This window comes from Flavobacterium sp. UBA6135 (assembly GCF_002428305.1).
In the GTDB taxonomy this organism is placed as follows: domain Bacteria; phylum Bacteroidota; class Bacteroidia; order Flavobacteriales; family Flavobacteriaceae; genus Flavobacterium.
In genome coordinates this window covers 1-19,510 of record NZ_DIVJ01000023.1, presented here as the reverse complement: position 1 = coordinate 19,510, position 19,510 = coordinate 1, and the positions used below count along the sequence as shown (strand labels likewise).

Genomic DNA, 19,510 nt, shown 5'->3' with positions numbered 1-19,510 from the left:
GCCACCTGAATTTTAAATGTCTAAGGAAATAACCCTTAAACTTTTAAACTTTTAAACTTTTAAACTTCTTTTAATGAAATTATCTCATTTTCAATTCAATCTTCCAACTGAATTATTGGCTGAATTTCCTGCTGAAAACCGTGACGAATCACGTTTAATGGTTGTAGATAGAGCCAAAAAAACAATAGAACATAAGTTGTTCAAAGACATCATCAACTATTTTGACGATGGCGATGTAATGATTATGAACAACACTAAAGTTTTTCCTGCTCGATTGTATGGAAATAAAGAAAAAACAGGTGCAAGAATTGAAGTTTTTTTATTACGCGAACTAAATGCAGAACAACGCCTCTGGGATGTTTTAGTAGATCCGGCTCGTAAAATCAGAATCGGAAATAAATTATACTTTGGTGATGATGATTCGCTTGTTGCTGAAGTAATTGACAACACTACTTCTCGCGGAAGAACATTACGTTTTTTATATGATGGTTCCTACGAAGAATTCCGTTTAAAATTGAGAGATTTAGGCGAAACACCAATACCAAAATACATTAATAGAGAAGTAACTCCGGAAGATGAAGAACGATACCAAACCATTTATGCAAAAGTAGAAGGAGCAGTTGCTGCCCCAACTGCTGGGCTACACTTTTCAAAACATCTCCTGAAAAGATTAGAAATTAAAGGAGTAAACTTTGCTGAAGTGACCTTACATGTTGGTTTAGGAACCTTCAATCCTGTTGAAGTTGAGGATTTGTCAAAACATAAGATGGATTCTGAAGAATTGATTATTTCAGAAGAAGCTTGTAATATTGTTAATTCAGCAAAGCTAAAAAAGAAAAGAATTTGTTGTGTAGGAACTACTTCTATGAGAGCTATTGAAAGTTCGGTTTCTTCAAACAGAGAGCTGAATCCTTTCACCGGATGGACCAATAAATTCATTTTTCCTCCCTACGATTTCAGTATTGCTGATTGTATGATAACCAATTTTCATACACCAAAATCAACACTTTTAATGATGATTTCGGCTTTTTGTGGACATGATTTAATGAAGAAAGCATACGAAGAAGCCATTAAGGAAAAATACAAATTCTACTCGTATGGTGATGCCATGTTAATAATTTAATATTAGTGTCAATCTGAACTTGTTTCAGGTTCAAAAAAAATACATAATCTCAATCTCTTCAGGTTGGGATTTTTTTTGGCCTATTCCGCCGAAAAGGCAAACGGACTTTTGCTACTCACTTTTTTGTTCTATCCCGCTGGGCTGAAACAAAAAGAGTTCAAAAAAAGGCTCTATCCTTCACGCAATCAATACTCCACTTCAAGTGCTAATTTTGATTTTCAATTTATCAATCCAATTTCTAGTAGGGACAGGTCGCTACCTGTCCCTACATCCAAAAAATTACTATCTTTACCACACAAACAAATAACTGCATGGAATTTCAAAATACACGAGAATTTGCACAACAATTAGATGCACAAGACGAACTTTTTAAGTACCGTGACGAATTTCTTTTTCCAAGTATAAATGGCAAAAATGTAATTTATTTCACGGGAAATTCACTCGGATTACAGCCAAAACGTACCAAAGCCTATGTTGATGAAGTGATGAGTGACTGGGCAAGACTCGCTGTAGAAGGTCATTTTTATGCAGACAAACCTTGGTGGGATTATCACGAACGTTTTGCCGTTCCGTTAAGTGAAATCGTTGGAGCAAAACCATCTGAAATTACAGTGATGAACACGCTTACCGTCAATCTTCACTTAATGATGGTTTCGTTCTATCAACCCACTGAAAAAAAATATAAAATCATTTGCGAAGAAAAAGCCTTTCCCTCTGATCAATATATGTTTCAAAGTCAGGTGAAATTTCATTCCCGACACCTTGGAATCAACCCAAGTGATGCCATCATCGAAATCAAACGTAGAGAAGGGGAACACAACATCCGTCACGAAGATATTTTAGCCAAAATTGAAGAAGTAGGCGACGAATTAGCATTAGTGTTAATTGGTGGCGTAAATTATTATACAGGACAGGTATTTGACATTAAAACCATAACCGCAGCAGCTCAAAAAACAGGTGCTTTTGTAGGTTGGGATTTAGCTCACGCCGCTGGAAATATCGATCTTCAATTGCATGATTGGAATGTTGATTTCGCTTGTTGGTGCAGTTACAAATATATGAATTCAGGGCCAGGAAATGCTTCGGGTTGCTTTATTCACGAAAAACACCACGGCGATTTTGAACTTCCTCGATTTGCCGGGTGGTGGGGTCACAACAAAGAAAGACGTTTCAAAATGGAACCTAATTTTGAACCTGTTTATGGTGCAGATGGTTGGCAGATCAGTAATTTACCCATTTTATCATTATCACCTTATTTGGCTTCTGTAGAAATGTTTGCCGAAGTAGGAATGACTAAATTAATCAAAAAAAGAAACCTTTTAACCGCTTATCTTGAATTCATCCTTCATGAAATCGATAAGGAGATTGACGGCACCAAATTTGAAATCATAACACCTCAAAACCAAGAAGAAAGAGCTTGCCAACTTTCTGTTTATTTACACGGACAAGGAAGAAGTTTGTTCGATTACCTTATGAAGAACGGAGTTATCACCGACTGGCGTGAACCAAACGTAATCCGTTTAGCTCCAGCACCATTCTACTGCTCTTTTGAAGACATGTACGAATTCGGACAAATCTTGAAGAAAGGTATATCAAAACCTTAGCACCTTAGTACCTCAGAACCTTAGTACCTTTAAATAAAAATGACTAAACAAGAAATACTCCAATCCTTCGACCCCAGCCAACCCGGTTTGGCAGACGCAACCATTTTTGGCTTACCTTTTTCTATTGAAGACAGTGAAATAATCGTGATTCCTGTGCCGTGGGAAGTAACCGTAAGTTATGGTTCCGGTGCATCAAAAGGTCCTGAAGCCATTTTAGAAGCTTCTTTTCAAGTAGATTTAAATCACCAAGAATTCCCAGATTTATGGAAATTAGGAATCTTTTTAGACGAATCACCAAAAGGAATAAAAAAGAATTCAAAAAAATATAAAAAACAAGCAGCCCCAATTATTGAAGCTTTAGAAAGTGGAGCTGTTTTAGATAATCATCCGGCTTTACGTAAAAGTTTAGATAAAATCAATTACGCTTGTTCCGATATGGTGGAAGCCGTTCGCGAAAAAACATTGCATTGGTTAAATCAAGGTAAAAAAGTGGTGCTTTTAGGTGGAGATCATAGCACGCCCCTGGGATATTATCAAGCTTTAGCAGAGAAACACGACAATTTCGGTATTCTTCATTTAGATGCTCATATGGATTTGCGAATTGCTTACGAAGGTTTCACGTATTCGCATGCTTCTATCATGTATAATGCTCTACAAATTCCACATATTTCAAAAATTGTACAAGTAGGTATTCGTGATTTCTGCGAACAAGAAGTTGAGGTGGTGAAAAAAGAAAACGGAAGAGTTGTCATTCACACTGATTCTGATTTGAAAAGAGAAACATTTGAAGGTAAAACTTGGCGGCAACAATGTGATCAAATTATTGACGCTTTGCCACAAAAAGTGTGCATCAGTTTTGATATTGACGGACTTTTACCATGGTACTGCCCAAATACGGGAACTCCGGTTCCGGGCGGATTTTCATTTGAACAAGCAGCTTATTTATTAAGTCGTTTGGCAGAAACCGATAAAGAAATCATCGGATTCGATTTAGTAGAAGTCGCCCCCGGAGAAAATGACGACTGGGATGGTAATGTTGGTGCCAGAATGTTATTTCACATGTGTGGTGTTTTAGCTAAAAATAATAAAATGAATGTGGGGAATAGGATTAATTTCCCAAGAAGTTAATTTCAAATATAAAATTTAAACCATTAAGGTAGTTAGGAATTAAGTCCTCCAAGCTTATGTTTCTTAATTTCTTAATGGTTTTTTATATCTTTAAATCAAAAATTAATTTTCATGCGAAAACTGAAAAAAATTGTTGTACTTATTTTTATACTTTTTGTCATTTTAGCTATTGCTGTTGTAGGTTATGGCTATTTTTTAAAACCAAAATACGATGGCGAAGTCGCATTGAAATCCATCAAAAAAGAAACCACCGTTTATTTTGACGATTACGGAATTCCACACATTTATGCTGATTCACAAAAAGATGCAATGACCACTTTGGGTTATGTCCACGCTCAAGATCGATTGTGGCAAATGGAACTGATGCGAAGAATTGCACCGGGAAGATTATCTGAACTTTTTGGATCGGTGATGCTTAAAAACGACAAGTTTTTTGCTGGTTTAGGGATGGATGAAGATTCAGAAAAAGCAATTGCTCAATTGGACAAAAACAGTGAAAGTTACCAGTTAACGTTGGCCTATTTGGATGGAATTAATCAATTTTTGGAAGAAGGTCCAACACCAATAGAATTTCAATTAGTAGGCGTTCCAAAAGAAAAATTCAACATCAAAGATGTGTATAATATTTTTGGGTATATGGCATTCAGTTTTGCGATGGCTCAAAAGTCAGATCCATTAATAACCGATATTCGTGATGAATTGGGAATGGATTATCTCAAAGATTTTGGTATCGACGGCTCTTTGGCTCATACTAAACTAAAAAGCTTTAAAGGAAAATCAGAAGCGTATTCAGAAATCTCAAAATCGGTTGCTTCGTTATTGGAAAATTCTCCTGTTCCACCTTTCATTGGAAGTAACAGTTGGGTCGTTGGTCCTCAAAAAACCATGAGTGGAAAAGTGTTGTTTGCCAATGATCCGCACATTGGTTTTTCGCAACCTGCCACTTGGTATGAAGCCCATATCGTTACACCCGATTATGAAATGTATGGTTATTATTTGGCCGGAACTCCGTTTCCCCTTTTGGGTCATAATCGCGAGTATGCTTATGGTTTAACGATGTTTGAAAATGATGATATGGATTTGTTTTTAGAAACCAATAATCCCGAAAATGAAAACCAATACCAAACTCCGGAAGGATTTAAAAATTATCAAATTACTGAAAAAACCATCAAAGTAAAAGACAGTTCGGATGTGGTTTTAAAAGTAAAAAAAAGTCATCACGGCCCGTTACTAAATGGTTTGGTTGATGGTTTGAAAGAAGACAAACCCATTTCGATGTGGTGGACGTATTTACAACATAAAAATCAAATTTTAGATGCCGTATATTCACTTTGTCACGCAAAAAATGTAGAAGATTTTCATCAAAGTATCGAATTGATTACCGCTCCCGGATTAAATATTATGTATGGCGATGCAAAAGGAAATATTGCTTGGATAACTTCAGGGAAATTATATAAAATGCCTGAAAATGTCAATCCGAATTTTATTTTAAATGGTGCAAACGGTGAAGATGAACAAAAAGAGTATTATGAGTTTTCTGAAAATCCGTATGCCATCAATCCTACTTGGAATTATGTTTATTCCGCCAACAATCAAGTAGAACCCATCGATGATTATTTATATCCGGGTTATTACCTGCCTGAAGATCGTGCGAAACGAATCGTTCAATTGTTAGAACCCAAAAACGATTGGACGAAAGAAGATTTTATGAACATGATTAATGATGATCAATCATCGGTTGCACCCTCAATCGTACAAAGTATTTTAAATGGAATGGCACAAAATAAGTTGACGGAAACTGAAAAAGCCGCTATTGTAGCACTTCAAAAATGGAATGGAAGTAATGGACTAACAGCAATTGCTCCAACCATTTACAACCAATTTCTATATCATTATCTCCAAAACACCTTTGAAGACGAATTAGGAAAAGACCGTTTTGCAATTTTATTGAACACCCATATCATGAAGCAAATGATTGCCTTTCAAATTACGAATGAAACTTCACCTTGGTGGGACGACAAAACTACATCGGATATTATAGAAACACGAAAGGATATTTTGACGCGTTCTTTCCAACAAACCATTTCGCATTTAGAAAAAAAATTGGGTAATCAAGTTTCGGGATGGACGTGGAATAAAGTGCATACAGTAGAACACAAACATCCGCTTGGCGAAGTAGCCGCTTTACGAAGTTATTTCAATGTGGGTCCCTTTGAAATTAATGGTTCCAATGAAGTCATCAATAATTTGATGTTTACATTCACTGAAGCCGGAAATCATCAAGTAAAAGCCGGTCCTTCCACCCGAAGAATCATCGACTTTTCAGATATTGAAAACAGCGTGAGCATTCTTCCTACCGGACAATCGGGAAATCCGTTGAGTGAACATTACAAAGACCAAGCTCAAATGTATAACGAAGGCAAATTCCGAAAAATGAAAATGAATAAAAAGGAGATTGAGGCGAGTGCAAGGAAGTTGGTGTTTAAACCGAAGGTGCAGTAATTTCAGTTTAAACAAAATTTAATATAAAAATTTGAACAGTTTGAAATGACTTATAAACAAGAAAAATTCTTAAAACATTATAATGAAGAAAAGAATACTTTAAGAGATCCTGAAATATTATTGGATGAAAAGGAGATGATTTTCAATTCAAGAAAGATTAAAAAAGTGGATTTTGTAGGGGATTTGATTTTACTTTTTTTAATGCCATTAATTGTGTTTATCGTACTTTACAAATTCAATCTTGATTTTTCTTTTAGGGTATTTTGTTTTGGAGTTTCATTGGTTTGGATAATTATCATATTAAAGACAAGAGCTAACCGAATTAAAACGAACAATAATATTCGAATTGATATTGAAAAAGAGTTAGTAACAATAACACCAATTGATTATTTGAGAAAGGATATTTTAAAACAAAAAGGTTTAAGTTTATCTTTTAATTCTATTGATGAAATAGAAACTAAACGGATTAAATTTGATAAATTAAACATTGGAACAAGGATAAATCTTAGTTTGAAAAAAAGCAAAATAAATCTAATTGATATTTGGACTAAATCTTTAGGAGATAAATTGGCCGAATTCACAACTGAAATAATTCTAAAGAAATAGTTCTAAACAGTATCCAAACCCTCCATAATCTCCTTCGCCTTCATTTTAATCTGATACAACTCCTCCGCCGGGATCTTATTCAATAAATTCAACATCATCGCCATGCGTTGGTTGTTTTTGAAATGCTCTTTTTTATCATCCAAAAAATTCCAATACAAGCTGTTGAACGGACACGCTTTTCCGCCAAGTTTCTCTTTTACATTATAGTGACAACTTCCACAGTAATTACTCATTTTGTTTATGTAACTTCCTGAGCAAACATAGGGTTTGGTGGCTAAAATTCCACCATCGGCATATTGACTCATGCCTCGTGTATTGGGCATTTCCACCCATTCAATCGCATCGATATAAACACCTAAATACCAGGCATCGACTTTATCTGGGTGAGTTTGCGTGAGCAATGAAAAGTTGCCAATAATCATTAAACGCTGAATGTGATGAGCATACGCTTCCTCCAAACTTTGAGAAATGGAATGCTTCATACAATTCATTTTCGTATTTCCAGTCCAATAAAAAGAAGGTAATTGATTGTAATTTTCTAAGGAATTCATCTTGGAATAATTGGGCATTTCTTTCCAATAAATGCCACGAACATATTCCCGCCAACCCAAAATTTGTCGCACAAATCCTTCTACTTGCGAAAGCGTTATTTCATCTTCGTTTTGATGATAATAATGTACAACCTGTTCAATCACCTCCTTCGGTGAAAGCATTTTCGTATTCATCGCAAACGACAATCTGGAATGAAACAAAAATTTTTCTTCCGTGTGCATAGCATCTTCATAATCGCCAAAATGTTTTAGTAAATGGTGACAGAAATAATCCAATTGTTCCAAACATTCTTCTCGCGTAGTAGGCCAGTTGAATTTTTCTTCATCAATTGAACCAAAGGTTTTGACTTCCATTTTTTCCAATTGATGAAGAATTTCTTTCACATTTTTTGAAAATACTTTTGCATTCGGAATCGGAACTTCGCCTTTATACTTTCTTCGATTATCGTGATCAAAATTCCATTGATTCCCAATCGGATTATTTCCAACCATCAAAATGTCGTGCTTTTTTCGCATCATTCGATAGAAATTTTCCATCAACAATAATTTCTTTCCCTGAAAAAATTCGGCTAATTCAGTTCTTGTTGTGTAAAAATGTTCTGTGTCAAAAACTTCTGTTGGAATGGTAAGTTTTCGGCAAATTTGCTTCAATTGTTCATCCAATCGAAATTCATCTAGCAATTGATATTCAAATTTTTGAATGGAATATTGCTCTATAGTTTGTTCAATTAACGCTTCTAAATGTTGAGGATTGTTTGCATCATCAATCTCAAAATAAACAACTTTATGATTCTTACTTTTCAAATCCGAAGTAAAATTCCGCATACTCAAAAAGAATGCCACCACTTTTTGAATGTGATGTTTTACATAATCGGTTTCCTGACGCATTTCCGCCATCAGATAAATGACATTTTCATCGGTTTGTTGAAACCAAGAATGGTTGTGATTTAATTGGTCACCAAGAAGTAATCGGAGTATTTTCATTTCAACCATAGTTTTTGATAGTCACCGTTCGCATCATACATTTCCGCTTGACGTTTGATGTTGAATTTTCGATCTCTCGGGTCATTTCCAACGCCGGAATTATAAATCCAGTTACCGTAATTGGAATGTACATCATAATCAATCAGCATACTTTCAAAATAAGCTGCGGCGATACGCCAATCTTGTTCCCATTCTTTTGCCCAAAAACTCGCCACATTTTGTCTTCCGCGATTACTCATAAATCCGGTTTGTTGCAATTCAATCATATTGGCATTCACAAAAGGTTCTTTGGTAGTGCCGTTTTTCCATTCTTCAAAAGCTTTTGAATGGAAATTCCAATCGTATTTTTTACCCAAAATGCCATCGAGTTGGAATATTTTATTTCCATGTTTTAGCGAAATGTATTTAAAATAATCTCGCCAAATCAGTTCGAAAATCAACCAATAAGTATCTTCGTTTTTGCAAATTTCTTTTTCATATCGTTGAACTTCCCAATAAATGGTTCGGGCAGAAATACTTCCATTCGCTAACCAAGCGGAAAGTTTCGAACTGTATTCGGCTCCAATTAATCCGTTTCGGGTTTGTTTATAAGACGACAAATTTTCTGTTTCAAAAAAGTAATTTTCTAATCGTTTTATCGCACTTGATTCGCCACCATGAAAAGGAAAAGCGGAATTGGGATGAATTTCAAAACTTTCCAAACCTAAAACTTCCAAAGTTAAATTGAAAGAATTTGGCTTAATCCAATTGGATTCAGGCAATTTTTCAATCGAAACACTTGGTCTTACTTTAACAGTAGACTCACATTTTTTTCTGAAAACAGTAAAAACCTCCGGAATTTCTCTAAAATCTAAATAAGGAATAGTATCCGGATGAAACAAAAATTGGTCATATGTTTCTATAAATTCAACATTTGAAATTTGATTTTTGAGTTTGACATTGATATTGACCTCCTCACTTGTCCATTCCTTTTGAAGAAATACAGTTGAAATAGAATATTCTTCAATCAATTTCGGAATTGTATCTTCCGGTTTCCCATAAAAAACAAAGAGCGGAATGTTTTTTTCTTTTAATGAATGATAAAGTTCGAAAACAGTTTCCAAAAAAAATTGAGCTCTAAATTTTTCAGTTTTTTTGAAACCATATTTCGTTTCTTGAAAATCTCGCGGATCAAAACAATAAACAGCCAAAACCTTTCCCTCTTTTTGACAAGCTTTGAAGAGAGAAGTATTGTCGTTTACTCGTAAATCATTTCGAAACCAAACTAGATTGTTCATTTTTTTATGATAATTAGTATTTAAAAACTGAAAACTGAAAACTGCGACTGCGACTGAAAACTCCCTACTCCTTACTCCCAACTTTATTCCTCCTACATTTCTCACTACAATATAAAACGTCTTCCCAATTCTTCTCCCATTTTTTTCGCCAAGAAAATGGTAGTCCACACGTTTTGCAGATTTTTTCTGGGAGATTTACTTTTTTGTGAGCCATTTTATAACATTGATTTGGTTGGGATATTTGGTCGAGCATATTCAAAACGTTCAACCAACTTTGGAACGCAATAAGCATCTAAACCATTAATCGAAACCACATTTTCTAAATCTAATCGTAACCAATTTTCGTTTTGAATTAAATTTTCTTTAATGAATAATTGTTCAATCGAAGCAATAATATGAATCGTACCGTTTTCTTTAATTTCATATTCGTTGAGGTATTTGCATAAAATTTGCACCGGACTTCCTTTCACAAACGGAATTGAAATTCCATCATAATATTCTTCTTCCAAATTGGTTTTGTCAAATTCAGAAATACTTTCATCATAACTTGCCGAACTGTGATGAGCATCAACAATCATCGATTCTGTGATGTGATTTATCGTGAAATATCCCAAGTCTTTGATGTTTTTGTACGTGTTTCTAGGAACAGTCGTTGGGCGAAGAATAAAACCTAACAATGCCGGATCGCTTCCCAAATGTGTTACACTACTGAATACGGCTACATTAGAAATTCCCTTAAATGTTCTAGTGACAATTAAATTGGCCGATTTATAACCTGTGCAGCTGTTAATTAAATTCAAACGTGGAATTTTTGAAAGATTTTGGATCGTTTCTTTAGAAAATGGAATCATAAACGCAATTTTTTTCAAAGATAGTTTTTGTTTAATTAAAATTAATAAAAGTTAAACAAAATTTATATTTACAACGAAATATATTTTCTTTATAACTTAAAAATCCTTTTATATTCCTTATTTTTGTGGTTGAATTTTTGATATTCATTCATGCAAACGCCTCAAAAAATTGCCGTTGTTGGTTCCGGTTTAGTAGGAACATTATTGGCAATATACCTTAAAAAATTAGGTCACACTGTTCATGTTTTTGATCGAAGTCCCGACATTCGAACGATTGAATTTTCCGGTCGTTCCATTAATTTGGTGATGTCAAATCGAGGTTGGAAAGCATTGGATGACATCGGCTTGACCGAGGAAATCAAAAAAATCGGAATTCCGGTTGATAAACGAGCTATTCATTTGCAAGACTCTAAACTTATCTATCAAAATTATGGTAAAGAAGGTGAAGCGATTTATTCACTTTCGAGAGGTGTTTTAAACAGAAAAATGATTGATTTGGCTGAAGCCGAAGGCGTTGAGTTCTTTTTTGAACATAAAATTTGGGATGTTACATTATCCGATGCCACTCTGCATATTGGCGAAACCGAAAGAGGCGAGTGGACCGATTTAAAATATGATAAAGTTTTTGGTGCTGATGGTGCGTTTTCGAGAATTCGCCACCGCATGCAACGCCAAAGTATGTTTGATTATTCGCAAAAGTTTTTGAGCGTTGGTTATAAAGAATTACACATTCCGGCCAACGCAGACGGAAGTTATAAAATTGACAAAAACTCATTACACATTTGGCCTCGCGGTAATTTTATGTTGATGGGATTGGCTAATTTAGATGGCTCTTTTACTTGTACGCTTTTCATGCCTTTTGAAGGTGAAAATTCGTTTGAAAGTCTACACGACGAAAAAACGTTGGTCGCATTTTTTGCAAAATATTTCCCCGATACCAAAGAAGTGATTCCTGATTTGGTGGAAGATTTTTTTAAAAACCCAAAAAGTTATTTGGTCACGATGCAATGTTATCCTTGGACATTCAATGATAAAGTGGCTTTGATTGGCGATTCGTGTCATGCCATCGTTCCTTTTTATGGTCACGGAATGAATGCCGGTTTTGAAGATATAACTGTTTTGAACGAAATGATCTCAAAATATGGGGACGATTGGGAAACCATTTTTGAAGAGTACCAAAAATCCCGCAAACCCAACGCTGATGCAATTGCCGAACTTTCCTATCGCAATTTTATGGAAATGAGTGCCAAAACTGCCGATGAAAAATTCTTATTGCAAAAGAAAATTGAAAAATGGTTTTCCGATAAACATCCAGACAAATGGATGCCACTGTACAGTCGGGTAACATTCAGTCTGCAACCTTATTCAGAAGCTTTAGCCATCGGTGATTTTCAAAATAAAATCATGGAAGAAGTGATGCAAATGGAAAATATTGAAGAAAAATGGGATAGTAAAGAAGTGGAAGAGAAGATTATTCAGCTTCTTTCCAAATAAAATTCCTTACGCTTCCCGATGCACTTTCTCAAAATCAAAAGCCGGTTTACAAATGGCAATATATTCACATACTTCATCAAACGGATTGGAATATTGAACACGAGTGTTTTTCTCAATTTTGATGGATTGACCGGCTTCTAAAACAACTACTTCATCTTCAATGATAAATTGTTTTTTGCCTTTGATGATATAAGTATATTCATCAAATTCTGGCGTTTGAAAAGGTTCACTCCAATGCGGCGGAGCAATCATGTGAGCAATTGAAATGTCATTGTTGCCATCAGAAGCTTTTCCGAAATGTTCTTCGATTAGTTTTCCATCTGTTGTTGGAACGATGAATGGTGATTTTTGGATGAAGTATTTTTTCATGTATCGTTTTCTATTTCTTAAACATCTTACTCAAAATCCCCAAAGCACCCCGAATAAAAGTCGCACTCGTCAACACTTTCACAACCGGATTTTGTGCCGTGCTTCTTCGTGTGGAAGTTTTTCGTGCAGGAGCTTGTTTGGCTTGTCGATCAGCTTCTTTTTGCTTTGCAATTTCTTCCGCTTTTTTGGCAGCTTGTTCTTCCGCAGCTGTAATTTTCTTGTCTAAAATTTCAAAAGCACTTTCCCTGTCAATTTCTTCGTTGTATTTTTTGGCTAATTTTGATTCAGAAATTAAACTGTCAATTTCTTGTGAAGTTAACACATCCATTCGGCTCATCGGAGCTCGAAGCATCGTAGCAACAAGTGGAGTCGGAATTCCTTTTTCGTTCAAAGCTGTTACAAATGCTTCTCCAATTCCGAGTTGCGTAATCACTTCATCGGTTTTATAATAATCGGATAACGGATAATTCTCGGAAGTCATTTTAATCGCTTTTCGATCGTTTGCTGTGAAAGCTCTCAAAGCGTGTTGGATTTTTAAGCCTAACTGACTCAAAACGCCGGCCGGAATATCTTGCGGATTTTGTGTGATAAAATAAATGCCAATTCCTTTGGAACGAATCAGTTTTACGATGGTTTCAATTTGATCTTGCAAGGCTTTACTGGCTTGGTCAAAAATTAAATGAGCTTCGTCAATAAAAATCACTAACTCAGGTCGTCCTGCATCACCTTGCTCGGGCATAGTGCTGTAAATTTCCGCTAATAAACTCAACATAAACGTCGAAAATAACTTCGGTTTATCTTGAATATCGGTTAAACGAATGATATTCACATACCCATTTCCGTTTTTATCAATTCGCATTAAATCATCAATATCAAACGATAATTCACCAAAAAACATAGCAGCTCCTTGTTGTTCTAATTCAATGATTTTTCGCAAAATGGATCCGGTGGAAGCTGTTGAAATTCTGCCGTATTCTTTTTCAATTTCTGCTTTTCCTTCGTCAGTAATATATTGAAGTACTTTTTTAAAATCTTTTAAATCCAAAAGCGGCAAATGATGATCGTCGCAATATTTAAAAATTACAGCAACAACGCCACCTTGTGTGTCATTCAAATCTAAAATTCTGGAGAATAAAACAGGACCAAACTCAGAAACAGTGGCTCGTAAGCGAACACCGTTTTGTTTGGAAATCGTCATCAATTCCACCGGAAAACTTTTTGTTTCATACGGTAAATTGATTTTTCCATGACGTTCAGTTATAAAGGATTGTTCAATTCCAGGCATTGCAATTCCTGAAAAGTCACCTTTTATATCCATCATCAAAACCGGAATTCCATTTTTGGAAAGTTGCTCAGAAAGCACTTGAATGGTTTTGGTTTTTCCTGTTCCGGTCGCTCCGGCAATTAATCCGTGACGGTTCAGGGTTTTCAAAGCAATGTTCACGTGAGCTTCACCACCAACAGGAACACCATCTAACATAGCTCCGCCTAGCGTTATAAAATCACCTTTGCAGGTGTATCCGTTTTTAATATGATTACTAAATTCTTCGACTTTGCTCATAATGTTTTATTTATATTTCAAATGTAAGGAAACGAAATGATTCAAAAAACAGCATTTCAAAAAAGCAACATTTTTTCCAATAATCAAATTTTCCAATAATCTAAAAATCTAATATTGGAACAATCCAAAAAACCAATTCCCTATCTTTGCACACTTATTTAATTGAAAAATGCTTCAAAAAGAAATACAATTAGCTGTTGAAAAAGGAGAAATGCTTCCGTTAATGGAAGAGTTTTATACGATTCAAGGCGAAGGCTATCATACGGGAACAGCAGCTTATTTCATCAGAATTGGCGGTTGCGATGTGGGTTGCCATTGGTGTGACGTGAAAGAAAGTTGGAACTCAGAACTTCATCCGCCCACGGAAATAGAGATTATTGTTTCAAATGCAAAAAAATATTCGGATACTGTCGTTATAACTGGTGGAGAACCACTAACTTGGGATATGAGTTCCTTAACCAACAAACTTAAAAATGCCGGAATTAAAATCCATATTGAAACTTCCGGATGTTATCCCGTGACCGGAAAATGGGATTGGTTTTGTCTTTCTCCAAAGAAAAATAAATTACCGGTTCAAAGTGCTTATGAAATGGCTAATGAATTGAAAGTCATAGTTTACAACAAACACGATTTTATTTTTGCAGAAGAACAAGCGGCTCAAGTAAATCCAAATGCAATTCTTTTTTTACAACCGGAATGGAGTAAAAAAGAAGAAATGACACCTTTAATTGTAGAGTATGTGATGAAAAATCCAAAATGGCGAGTTTCGTTGCAAACCCATAAATATTTGAATATCCCGTAATTTTAAATTATTTTTGAAACAACTATTAAATATAAAACCTATGAAAAAGTGTATTCTGTCTTTTGTTTTTGTAATGATTGCTCATTTTGCAATGGCTCAAGATGCTGCTTTTAAAGCAGATGTGTTGAAAGTAATAAAAATGTCTGGCTCAACTGCCCAAATGGAATCGGCAAAAAAGCAAATTATGGCAATGATTCCTAATGAAAAACATGAACAATTTTCAAAAGATTTTGAAGCAACAATGCCGGCTTTCTATGATAAAGTAATACAAATTTATATAAAAGAGTATACGCATCAAGATGTTAAAGAAATGATTAAATTTTATGAGAGTCCTGTTGGAAAAAAAATTGCAGAGAAAGCAGGAGTAATTTTCGAACAATCCATGTTAGCAGGTCAAGAATGGGGTGCTGGACTTCAAGAGATTTTAATGAAATACATGGAGTAATTTCCAAAAAAAATAAGATAAATCCCGTTGTTTCATTTCGGCGGGATTTTTTTATTTAAAAAAAGTCAGCTTAGCCAAATAATCAAAATGTTCACCTTCCAAAACCAATTCACATTGGAAACCATTGGCATTAGCAGCATTTTGAAGCGTGTTATAATCAACATATAGCCAATCAAAAGTTTCTTCAATTTCACCTTTATATGCAATGGTGAAAGTTAATTCGCCATAATAGCCATCTGCTGGGACTTCATAAGCCCCATCTTCATCTTGATCATACATATAAATTAAGTCGGAACTGTCAATTAAAATTTGTCCGTCTTCCTTTAAAAGTGATTTCAGTTTTTGCAAATACTTTGAAATCTGATTTAGTTTTCCAAAAATTCCTGTTCCATTCATTAGCAAAAGAATGGTGTCAAATTTTTCAGAGGTTTCATAGTTTAAAATATCAGAAATAACACAATTTTTAATATTTCTCAATTCACAACTTACAATAGCACTTGGCGAAATATCTATTGCAGTGACATCAAACCCTTTTTGTTGTAAGTATAATGAATGACTTCCTGCACCACTTCCCACATCTAAAATTTTTCCTTTGGAAAGTAGCAATGCTTTTTGTTCAATCTTAGGCATTTCATCAAAATCTCGAAACAAATAAGCAACACTCATTTCATCCGATTCAGAAATGGATGTTTCGGTTATCAAATCCTGCGGATCATTTCCGGTTTGATAGTCTAAAATGGCTTTTCCGAAAAGGTCTTTCATTTATTTTGTTTAAAGTTTCAGGTTTCAGGTTTCAAGTTCACTAATTTTGCAATTCAACTTTAAACTTTAAACTTGAAACCACATTTAAACGAACTCGGAAAACTTGCCAAAGATAAGCATATCGAAAACAAAAAGTATTTTGATAAGCTTAAAAAGAAAACACCCAAAAATTTAGATTATGTGATGCAAGATTTACATGATGCTGAATTTAAAAAAACAGATTGTCTGGATTGTGCCAATTGCTGCAAAACAACCGGTCCACTTTTTACTTCTTCTGATATTGAACGAATTTCGAAACATTTTAGACAAAAACCTCAGCAATTCATTGACCAATATTTACGAATCGATGAAGAGAATGATTATGTTTTGAAATCGGTTCCTTGTACGTTTTTAGAAAGCGACAACAAATGTTTTATCTACGATGTTCGTCCAAAAGCTTGCCGCGAATTTCCGCATACCGATAGAAAAAAGTTCAATCAAATTACCGATTTGACCTTACTAAATGTGGCCATTTGTCCCGCAGCTTATAATATTGTGGAACGAATGAAGGAGAAATTGCCGTTGTAGATTTTTCTTATATCTCACATCTTTCATCTTTTTTTAATAAATCAAATATTTTTTCCGCATTTCCTTAAACACTATCAAACCTTTCTCCCAACTTTTTCGAATCTCGTTCTCAGAATTTCCTTTTTCAATTTGCTCTTGTAATTTTTTAGTACCTGCCAATTTCACAAAAAACGAATTGAAAAACACTTCTTTATCAGAAGTAGATTCATACGCTTTCATAAGCCATTTCAATTCCAAGCGATTCACTTTCTGGATTGTACTTAAATCCTCTCCATAGCACAATTTACCATTGTGCATTGGGTCTTTTGCTCCTAAATTTGGTTTTGGTGTAAAGCTAAAATCTGTTTTTGATAGAAAAGGTGAACCATAAATTTGAAATTGTTTCGCTGTTCCGCGACCAACACTCACATTCGTGCCTTCAAAAAAACACAAACTCGCATACAAATTAATCGATTGACCATTAGGCAAATTTGGCGATGGTTTTACGGGTAAACTATAGGGCATTTCACGATTATAATTCAAATTAGGTAGTATTGTCAGGTCACATTGAATGCCATCCTTCAACCATTTCTCGCCATTAATCATTTTTGCATATTCGCCAATAGTCATGCCATGTAAAACCGGAATCGGATGCATACCTACAAAACTTGTAAATTCTTTTTCTAAAATCGGCCCGTCAACAATACCACCATTCGGATTAGGGCGGTCTAAAACTAGTAGCGGAATGTTGTTTTCTGCACAAGCTTCCATAACATAATGCAATGAAGAGATATAAGTATAAAACCTCGCCCCAACATCCTGTAAATCAAAAACCATCACATCAATTCCTTTTAATTGCTCCGGTTTTGGTTTTTTATTATCGCCATAAAGTGAAATTATCGGCAACCCTGTTTTAGTATCTTTTCCGTCTTTAATTAATTCTCCGGCATCTGCAGTTCCTCTGAAACCATGTTCGGGGGCGTAAATTTTTTGAACTTGAATCTTTTGCTCTAATAAAAAATCAACTAAATGTTGGTTATTAAAAATACGTTGATACTCTTTGACACCATCTCTAACGACCACATTTTCAGTTTCTACAGTTAAAATTCCGGTTTGATTTGTCACTACACCAACCTTCTTACCAACCAACAAGGGCAAATAAGCTGCATGATTTTCAGCACCTGTCTTAAATTCATTTGATTGTGCTTCTGCATTAATAATGAAAATATCTTTATTCTTTTCTTTTTCCTCTATTTTCTTATTCCCGCCGCAACAAACCAACAAACACAATAAACCTAAACACAAAAAATAATATTTCATATAAAAAATAATTTAAAAAAAAACTCAGTCACTTACTTACTCAGTATCTCAGCAACTCAAAAAAATCTATATTTGCAATAAATCCAATCCATTGAAATTAGAATATTTCATAGCAAACAGACTGGCTACTTCTAAACACCATAAAAGTAGTATTTCTAAACCAATAATTAAAATTGCCATTGCAGCTATAGCAATCGGAATTTTAATGATGATTATTGCAGTAGCAACCGGTATTGGACTTCAGCAAAAAATACGCCAAAAAGTTTCAGCTTTCAACGGACACATTATTATTAAGGTATTTGATGATAATCAATCAGAAGTTAGCAAAGTACCCATTTCTAAGGATCAAGAGTTTTATCCTAAATTTAAAAATGTCGAAGGGGTAAAAAACATTCAAGTTGTTGCCACAAAAGCCGGAATAATTAGAACAGAAAACACTTTTGAAGGTATTGTTTTTAAAGGGATTTCGACAGATTTCAATTGGGAAAACATGAAAGAGTATCTGATTGAAGGTAGAAAACCTAAAATCGATTTAGCTACTCAAGAAAATGGTGAAATTATAATATCCCAATATCTTGCCAATAGATTACTACTCAAAATAGGAGACAAGTGCAATACTTTTTTTATGAAAGAAGAAAGTGGGCAATCGCCCAATTTGAGAGTTTTTACTATAGTTGGAATTTTTAATTCCGGATTTCAAGAGTTTGATGCAACTTATGTGATTGGAGATATCAGACACATTCAAAGAATGAACAAATGGAAAGCCGATGAAGTAGGTGCTTTTGAAGTGTTTGTTCATGATTTTGATAAAATTCAACAAGTTGGAAACCAAGTTTACAATAATACCTTCAACAAAAAAGACCCAACAAAAACAGTAGATACCCAAATAATCCTTGACAAATATTATTATATTTTCGATTGGTTAAAATTATTTGACTTCAATATTATAGTGATTTTAACCATCATGATTATAGTGGCAACCATTAATATGGCTGTTGCACTTTTGGTGTTGATATTGGAACGAACCCAAATGATTGGCATCCTCAAAGCACTTGGAGCCAATAATTGGTTAATAAGGAAAATTTTTCTCTACAACGCATTCTATATAATTGTAAGAGGCCTCTTCTGGGGAAATGTAATTGCTATTACACTTATTATTATCCAAGATAGATTTGGTATCATCACGTTAAATCCTGAAAACTACTACGTAACAGTGGCTCCTGTTTATCTTAATTGGGGTTATATACTACTTCTTAATTTAGGAACACTTTTAATAAGTCTATTAGTATTGATTATTCCTTCCTATATCATTTCAAGAATTTCTCCGGTCAAAGCAATCCGATTTGATTAAATTGTAATTTTTTCCAGAAGCCATTTCCCGCTTTCCATTCCAAGCTTGTTTGTCATGTTGTTTTTTTCTAAGTCAAAAAAAGAGCTTCCGTTGGTCGCTTTTTTTACCAAGAAAAAATACAACAATCTTTCACAAGGCTTTCCATTACAATCGGGGCTAGGGAAGCAGTAGTAAAAAGAAGTTTCAGGTTTCAAGTTTCAAGTTTCCAAAAGCTTCGTGCCTTTCTTTCTTAGT

The 19,510-nt window shown here is 34.6% G+C and carries 18 protein-coding genes; 10 read left to right on the top strand and 8 right to left on the bottom strand.

The genetic code is table 11. The features are described from left to right. The first annotated feature begins 73 nt into the window (after positions 1 to 73). The 5 genes from queA to B3L86_RS05940 all read left to right on the top strand — a co-directional run bounded on the left by queA (position 74) and on the right by B3L86_RS05940 (position 6,963). Positions 74 to 1,123, top strand: coding sequence for a tRNA preQ1(34) S-adenosylmethionine ribosyltransferase-isomerase QueA (gene queA / locus B3L86_RS05960; protein WP_291116291.1), 1,050 nt, complete (start codon positions 74 to 76; stop codon positions 1,121 to 1,123). 311 nt (positions 1,124 to 1,434) lie between these two features. Then, complete coding sequence (gene kynU / locus B3L86_RS05955) at positions 1,435 to 2,727, top strand: kynureninase (protein WP_291116288.1); 1,293 nt, start codon at positions 1,435 to 1,437, stop codon at positions 2,725 to 2,727. A gap of 39 nt (positions 2,728 to 2,766) precedes the next feature. Beyond that, positions 2,767 to 3,855 carry an agmatinase family protein gene (locus B3L86_RS05950; protein ID WP_291116285.1) on the top strand — a complete coding sequence of 363 codons (1,089 nt, stop codon included), beginning with the start codon at positions 2,767 to 2,769 and terminating at the stop codon, positions 3,853 to 3,855. Positions 3,856 to 3,966: 111 nt separating this feature from the next. After that, positions 3,967 to 6,357, top strand: a complete 2,391-nt coding sequence (locus B3L86_RS05945) for a penicillin acylase family protein (protein WP_291116282.1) — start codon at positions 3,967 to 3,969, stop codon at positions 6,355 to 6,357. A gap of 45 nt (positions 6,358 to 6,402) precedes the next feature. Continuing rightward, the gene (locus B3L86_RS05940; RefSeq protein WP_291116279.1) at positions 6,403 to 6,963 is read left to right on the top strand and encodes a hypothetical protein; all 561 of its coding nucleotides are present in this window, start codon (positions 6,403 to 6,405) and stop codon (positions 6,961 to 6,963) included. A gap of 2 nt (positions 6,964 to 6,965) precedes the next feature. On the opposite strand, the gene B3L86_RS05935 is transcribed toward B3L86_RS05940, so the two are convergent. The 4 genes from B3L86_RS05935 to B3L86_RS05920 form a co-directional block, all read right to left on the bottom strand. Beyond that, the gene (locus B3L86_RS05935; RefSeq protein ID WP_291116276.1) at positions 6,966 to 8,498 is read right to left on the bottom strand and encodes a cryptochrome/photolyase family protein; all 1,533 of its coding nucleotides are present in this window, start codon (positions 8,496 to 8,498) and stop codon (positions 6,966 to 6,968) included. Further along, positions 8,495 to 9,775, bottom strand: coding sequence for a DASH family cryptochrome (locus B3L86_RS05930; protein ID WP_291116273.1), 1,281 nt, complete (start codon positions 9,773 to 9,775; stop codon positions 8,495 to 8,497). The genes B3L86_RS05935 and B3L86_RS05930 overlap by 4 nt, the downstream gene beginning before the upstream one ends. A gap of 64 nt (positions 9,776 to 9,839) precedes the next feature. Next, positions 9,840 to 9,989: a DUF2256 domain-containing protein gene (locus tag B3L86_RS05925; protein WP_291116682.1), complete on the bottom strand. Its 150-nt coding sequence runs from the start codon at positions 9,987 to 9,989 to the stop codon at positions 9,840 to 9,842. A 1-nt stretch (position 9,990) separates the two neighbouring features. Beyond that, positions 9,991 to 10,626 (bottom strand): flavin reductase family protein, encoded by a 636-nt coding sequence (locus tag B3L86_RS05920; protein ID WP_291116270.1) that lies wholly within the window; start codon positions 10,624 to 10,626, stop codon positions 9,991 to 9,993. Positions 10,627 to 10,776: 150 nt separating this feature from the next. Between B3L86_RS05920 and B3L86_RS05915 the strand changes: the two genes are divergently transcribed. Next, the gene (locus B3L86_RS05915; RefSeq protein ID WP_291116268.1) at positions 10,777 to 12,120 is read left to right on the top strand and encodes an FAD-dependent oxidoreductase; all 1,344 of its coding nucleotides are present in this window, start codon (positions 10,777 to 10,779) and stop codon (positions 12,118 to 12,120) included. A gap of 6 nt (positions 12,121 to 12,126) precedes the next feature. On the opposite strand, the gene B3L86_RS05910 is transcribed toward B3L86_RS05915, so the two are convergent. Continuing rightward, positions 12,127 to 12,489, bottom strand: a complete 363-nt coding sequence (locus B3L86_RS05910; protein ID WP_291116266.1) for a cupin domain-containing protein — start codon at positions 12,487 to 12,489, stop codon at positions 12,127 to 12,129. A gap of 10 nt (positions 12,490 to 12,499) precedes the next feature. After that, a complete protein-coding gene (locus B3L86_RS05905; RefSeq protein WP_291116263.1) occupies positions 12,500 to 14,050 on the bottom strand; it encodes a helicase HerA-like domain-containing protein in 1,551 nt (516 codons plus the stop codon). 169 nt (positions 14,051 to 14,219) lie between these two features. On the opposite strand from B3L86_RS05905, the gene B3L86_RS05900 reads away from it, so the two are divergent. Continuing rightward, positions 14,220 to 14,852: a 7-carboxy-7-deazaguanine synthase QueE gene (locus B3L86_RS05900; protein ID WP_291116260.1), complete on the top strand. Its 633-nt coding sequence runs from the start codon at positions 14,220 to 14,222 to the stop codon at positions 14,850 to 14,852. Positions 14,853 to 14,892: 40 nt separating this feature from the next. Next, entirely contained in the window at positions 14,893 to 15,297 is a 405-nt protein-coding gene (locus B3L86_RS05895; RefSeq protein WP_291116258.1) for a DUF2059 domain-containing protein, read from the top strand. 51 nt (positions 15,298 to 15,348) lie between these two features. Here the strand turns inward: B3L86_RS05895 and B3L86_RS05890 are convergent, their stop codons facing one another. Continuing rightward, a complete protein-coding gene (locus tag B3L86_RS05890; protein ID WP_291116255.1) occupies positions 15,349 to 16,059 on the bottom strand; it encodes a class I SAM-dependent methyltransferase in 711 nt (236 codons plus the stop codon). 72 nt (positions 16,060 to 16,131) lie between these two features. Here B3L86_RS05890 and B3L86_RS05885 point away from each other — a divergent pair, with 72 nt between their 5' ends. Next, positions 16,132 to 16,626 carry a YkgJ family cysteine cluster protein gene (locus tag B3L86_RS05885; protein WP_291116252.1) on the top strand — a complete coding sequence of 165 codons (495 nt, stop codon included), beginning with the start codon at positions 16,132 to 16,134 and terminating at the stop codon, positions 16,624 to 16,626. A gap of 33 nt (positions 16,627 to 16,659) precedes the next feature. Here B3L86_RS05885 and B3L86_RS05880 read toward each other — a convergent pair whose 3' ends face one another. Beyond that, positions 16,660 to 17,925: an exo-beta-N-acetylmuramidase NamZ family protein gene (locus B3L86_RS05880; RefSeq protein ID WP_291116249.1), complete on the bottom strand. Its 1,266-nt coding sequence runs from the start codon at positions 17,923 to 17,925 to the stop codon at positions 16,660 to 16,662. Between the two features lie 91 nt (positions 17,926 to 18,016). Between B3L86_RS05880 and B3L86_RS05875 the strand changes: the two genes are divergently transcribed. Further along, complete coding sequence (locus B3L86_RS05875) at positions 18,017 to 19,276, top strand: ABC transporter permease (protein ID WP_291116246.1); 1,260 nt, start codon at positions 18,017 to 18,019, stop codon at positions 19,274 to 19,276. Positions 19,277 to 19,510: the final 234 nt, after the last annotated feature.